At 60.6% G+C, this 5,031-nt stretch carries 6 protein-coding genes; 4 read left to right on the top strand and 2 right to left on the bottom strand.

Going from position 1 to position 5,031, the window contains the following annotated elements:
* The 4 genes from VGP75_RS12385 to modC all read left to right on the top strand — a co-directional run.
* The coding region (locus tag VGP75_RS12385; RefSeq protein ID WP_526025513.1) for an arginase family protein at positions 1 to 641 on the top strand (641 nt) is incomplete at its 5' end.
* 38 nt (positions 642 to 679) lie between these two features.
* Positions 680 to 1,423, top strand: coding sequence for a molybdate ABC transporter substrate-binding protein (gene modA / locus VGP75_RS12380; protein WP_327543962.1), 744 nt, complete (start codon positions 680 to 682; stop codon positions 1,421 to 1,423).
* On the top strand, positions 1,423 to 2,118 hold the full coding sequence (gene modB, locus VGP75_RS12375; protein ID WP_327543963.1) for a molybdate ABC transporter permease subunit: 696 nt from the start codon (positions 1,423 to 1,425) through the stop codon (positions 2,116 to 2,118). Before modA ends, modB begins: the two co-directional genes overlap by 1 nt.
* The gene (modC, locus tag VGP75_RS12370) at positions 2,115 to 3,176 is read left to right on the top strand and encodes a molybdenum ABC transporter ATP-binding protein (protein ID WP_327543961.1); all 1,062 of its coding nucleotides are present in this window, start codon (positions 2,115 to 2,117) and stop codon (positions 3,174 to 3,176) included. The genes modB and modC overlap by 4 nt, the downstream gene beginning before the upstream one ends.
* Here the strand turns inward: modC and VGP75_RS12365 are convergent, their stop codons facing one another.
* Both VGP75_RS12365 and VGP75_RS12360 read right to left on the bottom strand, forming a co-directional pair.
* Entirely contained in the window at positions 3,177 to 4,436 is a 1,260-nt protein-coding gene (locus VGP75_RS12365; RefSeq protein WP_327543960.1) for a 3-deoxy-D-manno-octulosonic acid transferase, read from the bottom strand.
* Positions 4,420 to 5,031: UDP-N-acetylglucosamine 2-epimerase (locus tag VGP75_RS12360; protein WP_327543959.1), on the bottom strand; the 612-nt coding region annotated here is incomplete at its 5' end. The genes VGP75_RS12365 and VGP75_RS12360, both read right to left, overlap by 17 nt.

Here is a 5,031-nt window from a genome sequence, read left to right as displayed (position 1 = left end):
GGATTGCCTATATTGATATTGATGCGCACCATCCCGACGGAGTCGAGCATGCTTTTGCCGATGACGCGGATACGCTGCAAATCTCGGTGCATGAGGTAAACCGCTGGCCACGCACAGGGGCGTTAAGCGATGCCGGTGTGGGGCAGGTCTATAACCTGCCGGTCCCTGCGGGTTTGAATGATACAGAAATGGCACTGATCCGCGACGCGCTGATTTTGCCTTTGGTGGCTGATTTCGGTCCTGATGCGATTGTTCTGCAATGCGGGGCCGATGCGGTGGCAGAAGACCGCCAATCGCGGCTGGCCCTGTCAAACAACGCGCATTGGGCAATTGTTGCGGCCCTGCGCCCGCTGTCGCCGCGTTATCTTGTGCTGGGGGGAGGCGGGTATAACCCGTGGTCGGTGGGCCGGCTTTGGACAGGGGTTTGGGCCACGTTGAATGGCCGCGAGATTCCAGACGTTTTACCGCCCGCATCCCAAGCGATCTTGGGCGCTCTGACATGGACAGGCCCGTTCCGAACACATCACCCCGAGGCGCATTGGATTACCACGCTGCGTGATACCCCGCGTGAGGGACCGATCAGCGATGCTGTGCGCGCAGGCGTGCAGGCGTTGGCGACACGCCGCGCGCGTTGGGCCTGACCCTTGCAAGGGGCCTTAAACACCCTGATAGTCGCACCATGAGATTACATGCGCTTATCATCGGGATTTATTTGACGCTGGCGGCCCCCGCTGCGCGGGCCGAGGTTCTGATCTTTGCCGCAGCCAGCCTGAAAGAACCCATGGACCGGATTGCCGCGCAGTTTGATGGTGTTGTCGTTTCTTACGGTGGCAGTGGCACAATGGCGCGGCAGGTCAGCTTTGGTGCGCCTGCAGATATCGTCCTTTTGGCGAATACCGACTGGATGGACGTGCTGGTCGCGGGCGATCATGTGCAAGCAGAGAGCGTGTTTGATTTTGCCAGCAACCGGTTGGTGATGATCGGGCCAGAGGGTGCCGCGCCCGTACCGCTCACATCAGAGGCGATTTTGGACGCATTGGGGGCAGGACGCATGGCCGTCGGGCTTACGCAAGCCGTGCCTGCAGGCATCTATGCCAAGGCGGCATTGCAGTCGCTGGGCTTGTGGGAGGTGACGCAGGGCAAGCTTGCCGAAGCGGACAATGTGCATGCCGCACTGGCGTTGGTGGCGCGCGGGCAGGCACCTTTGGGGATCGTCTATCAGAGCGATACGCGGATCACAAAAGATGTGACCCAAGTCGCGTTATTCCCTGCCGACAGCCACCCGCCGATACGCTATGTTGGAGCGCTGACCAATAACGCTGACGTTGCAGCACAAGACGTGCTGACCTATCTGCGCGGTCCGCAGGGCCAAGCGATTTTGGCCGAGGCGGGGTTGCTTCCGCCTGTCGACGATCCGTCATGATGGACGCGCTTGGACCTGCGGAATGGACCGCGATCAGATTATCGTTGCGCGTGGCACTGGTGGCAACCTTGGTGGCACTGCCAGTGGCTGTCTGGGTGGCTTATATTCTTGCGCGGAAATCCTTTCCGGGGCGTCAGATATTGAACGGACTGGTGCACTTGCCGCTGGTTATGCCCCCTGTGGTCACAGGGTATCTTTTGCTGATCCTCTTTGGCCAGCAAGGGCCGGTAGGCAGTCTGCTGTACCAAACCTTTGGCATCAGTTTTGCCTTTCGCTGGACTGGGGCGGCTCTGGCTGCCGGAATCATGGCGTTTCCGCTGATGGTGCGTGCGATCCGGCTGGGGTTTGAGGCGGTTGATCCGGGGCTGGAGGAGGCCGCATCCACCCTTGGTGCGTCCCGTATGCGGGTTTGGCGCACCGTCACACTGCCCCTCGTCGTGCCGGGTATCTTGGCGGGGGCGATCTTGGGCTTTGCCAAGGCGCTGGGCGAATTTGGGGCCACGATCACCTTTGTCGCGGCCATCCCCGGCGAGACCCAGACCATCTCCACCGCGATCTACGGTCTGTTGCAGGTGCCAGGGGGTGAGCCTGCGGTTATATCACTGGTCGTCGTGTCGATCACCCTTGCGATGGGCGCGCTGCTCGTGTCCGAGTGGCTGTCCCGCCGGATGGCCAAGAGGGTAACGGGTAGATGATCACGGTCGATATCCAAAAGCGGATGGGCCTGTTTGACCTCGATGTGGAATTCGAGGCACCCCAAGGCGTGACCGCGATTTTCGGGCGTTCGGGGTCTGGCAAAACGTCACTGGTCAATGCTGTCGCAGGGCTTTTGCGCCCTGATACGGGGCGGATTGCGGTGGGTGATGCCGTTCTCTTCGATGGGGCGACGCGCCAGCACCTGCCGCCGCACAAACGGCGCATCGGTTATGTTTTCCAGGATGCGCGTCTTTTTCCGCATATGACTGTTCAGCGCAATCTGACCTATGGCGGCGAGCATGATGCGGCCCGCGTGATTGACGTGCTGGGGCTTTCGCATTTGCTTCAACGGATGCCTGCACGCCTATCAGGGGGCGAGCGCCAGCGCGTGGCTCTGGGCCGTGCACTGATGTGCAATCCGCAGCTTTTGTTGATGGATGAACCCCTTGCCGCCCTTGATGCCCCGCGTAAGGCTGAAATCCTGCCGTTTATCGAACGGCTGCGCGATGAGGTCGAAACACCCATGCTTTACGTAAGCCATGATGTGTCCGAGGTCGCCCGCCTGGCCACGACCCTAGTCGTGCTGGACGCAGGCCGCGTGATGGCCTGCGGGCCAGTAGGCACGGTGCTGTCACAGCCCGAGACGATGCCGTTGGTTGGCGTGCGCGCCGCGGGCGCGGTGATTACCACTAAGGTCGCGGGGCGGTTGCTGGACGATGGTCTGACCGAGCTTGCCTTTTCGGGCGGGCGTTTGATCTTACCAGGGATTTTGGGTGTGTTGGGCCAGACCATCCGTGTGCGTATTCCGGCGCAGGATGTGATCCTCGCGACCGTAGCCCCGCAAGGGTTGAGCGCGCTGAACGTCCTGCCCGTTGAAATCACCCGCGTTGAACACGGGCGCGGCCCCGGTGTAGCCGTCGGGTTGCGTGCGGGGGACGATCACCTTTTGGCGCGGGTGACTCGGCGCAGCGCGTTGCGGATGAATTTGGCGGTGGGTCAGAAAATCTATGCCATCATCAAGGCGACCGCTGTGGGGCCAGAAGATATCGGGCAATAGCTAGGTTGCCGTGCTGCGGTCAAAGAGATCAAGCAAATCTACGGCCAGCGCATCGGTTTGCGTGCTTGCAATCTTGATGGCGCGGCCTGCGTTTTCCGCGATGCGTGGCAAATCCCCCGACACCAGCGCGTCGGCGATATCATCGGCAGTCGCGACCGCAACCGCGCCGGATGCATCGGCCAGTTGCGCATAATCGGTTTTGAAATTTGCCACCCGCGGTCCGTGCAGGATTGCACAACCCAAAGCGGCGGCTTCCCACGGGTTATGCCCCTCGACATCGCCGAAAGTCCCGCCAATCAAAACGGTCTGCGCAAGGCGGTAGATCAGGCCCAGGTCACCGAAAGTATCGCAGAGCCAGATGGCATCATCCGGCGCCGGAACCTTCCCCTTGGACCGGCGCGGACCAGTTTCCTCAAGGTTGTCCTGTGGCAGCCTCGGGGCGACGATGAGAAGGGCTGTTGGATCGGTGTTGCGCAGTTTTTGATGGGCATCATATGCAAGAGCAATGTCGTCCTGATGCGCGGGGGCAACGGCCCAAACGGTACGCTGGCCAAGCGTTTTCTGTAGCCTCACCAATTCCGCCTCATCACAGGCCAGCAAGGGTGCGGCAGGTTTGAGCGATCCTGTGACCTTCACCTCCGCACCAAGTGATGCGAGATGGGCTGCGGTCGCGTCATCCTGCGCTGTAATTATCGCCATCGCGCTGTAAAGGTCACGGTAAAGCCCCGCTGCCTTTTGGTGCGACCGAAATGATGCAGCATTCATGCGCGCGGCCACCATGCATTGCGGTACTCGGCGCGTGGCCAGATCGCTGACCATGCCCGGCCAGAGGTCCTGTTCGACCCAGATGCACAGATCAGGGCGGAAATGGTCGAGGAAACGGTGGCGAAAGGCGGGCGCATCAAGCGGTAAGAATTGGTGCGTCGTCCGGGGTGGGGCGTTCTTGGCGAAGACTTCGGCCGAGGTAGCCGTGGTCGATGTCACGAGAAATGACAGATCAGGGCGTTTTTGCCCCAAGCGTTCAATCAGGCCGCGCAGAGAAAGGACTTCGCCCAACCCGACCGCGTGGAGCCAGATCATTGAACCGTCAGGGCGCGGGGCGAGGTTCTGGCCTATCTTTTCCTGCCAACGTGTCGGGTGTTCCTTGCCACGTCTCAATCGGCGACGCAGAGCGGGCTTGGCCGCAAGTGCAATCAGATGGCTTGCCGCCAGATAGCCGCGCAACGCCAAACCCCGATGCATGTCAGTTGGGGATGTCATGAAAGGTCTTTTGCAAGGAGGTCTGCCAGAAATCCTCGGATCTCAGGGCGTCCACAAACCGCTCGGACGCGCTGCCGCCGCCAAAGGCGTCGTGACGCGGATAGGCTTGGCCCCACCTGTCCTGCAAGAATGTGTTGATCGCTGCAGTATCGGTCGCATCGGCGAAAAAGACGGAGGGCGATTTCGCACGATTGGTCTGGCGTGTGCCAATATCAAGGGATGGCAGACCAAGGAACGGGGCTTCGCGCACACCTGCCGAAGAATTCCCGATCATCGCTTTGGCGTTTTTCATCAGCTCCGAGAAGTGGGCGAAACGCATGGATGGCAGAACGCGGAACCGCTCTTTGGGCAAGCAGGCAATCGCATCAAAAATGGCAGCAGACCCGGGGTCATTGTTCGGGGCGATGACCACAAAGTTTCGATCTGACTGATCCAGCGCGCCAAAAAGCGCATCGGCCTGCGTGCCCATAGTGTCGGCTTCGGAGGTGACAGGGTGGAAAACGCAGATGCCGTAATCATCGAAAGGTATGTCATAGCGTTCCCGAACTTGGGCAAGGGTGACGCCAGAGGGTCCTGCGTGAAAATCCAGCTCGGG

This window comes from Yoonia sp. (assembly GCF_036007805.1).
Lineage (GTDB): Bacteria > Pseudomonadota > Alphaproteobacteria > Rhodobacterales > Rhodobacteraceae > Yoonia.
This window is presented reverse-complemented; position numbering and strand designations above follow the sequence as displayed.

Bases quoted from the DNA above. Each gene is read 5' to 3' on its own strand.
- modA (WP_327543962.1), top strand. From the start codon at position 680: ATGAGATTACATGCGCTTATCATCGGGATTTATTTGACGCTGGCGGCC.
- modB (WP_327543963.1), top strand. From the start codon at position 1,423: ATGGACGCGCTTGGACCTGCGGAATGGACCGCGATCAGATTATCGTTG.
- modC (WP_327543961.1), top strand. From the start codon at position 2,115: ATGATCACGGTCGATATCCAAAAGCGGATGGGCCTGTTTGACCTCGAT.
- VGP75_RS12365 (WP_327543960.1), bottom strand. From the start codon at position 4,436: ATGACATCCCCAACTGACATGCATCGGGGTTTGGCGTTGCGCGGCTAT.